Source organism: Viscerimonas tarda (genome assembly GCF_054601255.1).
The window spans coordinates 1-1,674 of sequence record NZ_BAAHWV010000118.1; the positions used below are offsets into that span (position 1 = coordinate 1).

General features: G+C 40.7%; 1 protein-coding gene. It reads left to right on the forward strand.

The window, feature by feature from the left end:
• Positions 1–116 precede the first annotated feature (116 nt).
• Positions 117–1,661 carry an IS1634 family transposase gene (locus ACYPWY_RS16175; RefSeq protein ID WP_459686578.1) on the forward strand — a complete coding sequence of 515 codons (1,545 nt, stop codon included), beginning with the start codon at positions 117–119 and terminating at the stop codon, positions 1,659–1,661.
• The last annotated feature ends 13 nt before the right edge of the window (positions 1,662–1,674 follow it).

The following is a 1,674-nucleotide window of genomic DNA, read 5'->3' on the forward strand; positions in this document are numbered from 1 at the left end:
CCTGACTTTGACACTTTCATTTTAACAAATTTATAAAATTCACATACACAGTTATTTGCAGAAATTGCGACACCAAAATGGGTGTCGCAAGCCTCAAAAAGTGCTATATTTGCACCATGTTTGTACGCAAAAAGAAAAATCGGTCAGGCACAACAAGTGTCGTAATTGTAGCCAAAGGTAACGGCAAAACCAATTATGTAAAAACAATCGGAACAAGTTCTGATGAATCTGAGATAGAAAGGTTGTATCAGCAAGGCAAGAAATGGCTGTCGGCTTATCTTGGCGAGCGCGATATGTTTGCAGAACACACACGCCAACAGGAAGAGAAGCAAGTTACAGAAGCGTTGTTGTCTAATATTGAAAACATACTGCTTAATGGGACACAACTGATATTGAATCATGTGTTTCAATTGGCTGGCTTTGACCGGATTGACGATGAGATATTAAAGCATTTGGTTGTATCTCGCATTTGTCATCCGCGCAGCAAGGTGGCTACGGTTGATTACTTGAAGTCGTATTTTGACGAAGATGTGGAGTTACACAAAATATACCGCTATTTGGACAAATTGCACGATACCCAAAAGGATACAGTCCAGCAGATAAGCGTTGACCATACTCGCCGAATTTTAGGAGGAAAAATCGGACTTGTCTTTTACGATGTAACCACACTTTATTTTGAAACTGATTTTAGTGATGACTTGCGCAAAACAGGTTTTTCCAAAGACGGGAAACACGCCTGTCCACAGATAGTATTGGGCTTACTGGTCAGTTCAGGTGGCTATCCGCTGGCCTATTCCATTCACGAGGGAAACAAGTATGAAGGGCATACGATGCTTCCCGTTGTGGAGGATTTTGTAAAGCAGTTTGATTTGAAAGATTTTGTAGTCGTTGCCGATTCGGGACTGATGAACAATGACAATATTGCTCTGTTGGAAAAGAAACAATACAAATATATCATTGGGGCACGAATAAAAAATGAGAGCAAAGCGGTAACCGGCTGGCTTTTAGCGTTGGAAAAACAGGACGGCTCGTTTTACGAATATAAAAAAACAGCGACTTCCCGTCTGATTGTCGGCTATTGTGAAAACAGAGCGAAGAAAGACCGCAACAATCGAGAAAAGGGCATAAAACGGCTTGAAAAAGAATACAAAACCGGTTCTATAACCAAGGACAAGATTAATAAACGCGGGTACAACAAATTTTTGGAAATAAGCGACGACATCAAAACGACCATAAATTACGATAAAATCAAAGAAGACGAGCGATGGGACGGTCTGAAAGGCTATATTACCAATACAACCCTGTCGGCAAAAACAGTTTATGAAGAATACAGCGGCCTTTGGCAGGTGGAACGGGCGTTCCGCATAACAAAGGGAACACTGGAACTGCGACCGATGTTCCATTTTACAAGGAAACGCATTGAGGCGCATGTCTGCATTTGTTTTGTGGCTTACAAAGTATATAAGGAACTCGAAAGAATACTGAAGACAGGCGATATAAACTTGAGTGTTGACAAGGTTTTAGATATTGCCAAGACGATTACCACCCTGAAAATCAAATTGCCAATCAGCAATGAAACGATGACAAAAACAATGCTGCTAACCACAAGACACAAGTCTATCGCCACACTTTTTGATGAAAATTTTTGGAAATCTTTTTAGGGTGTCGCATTGT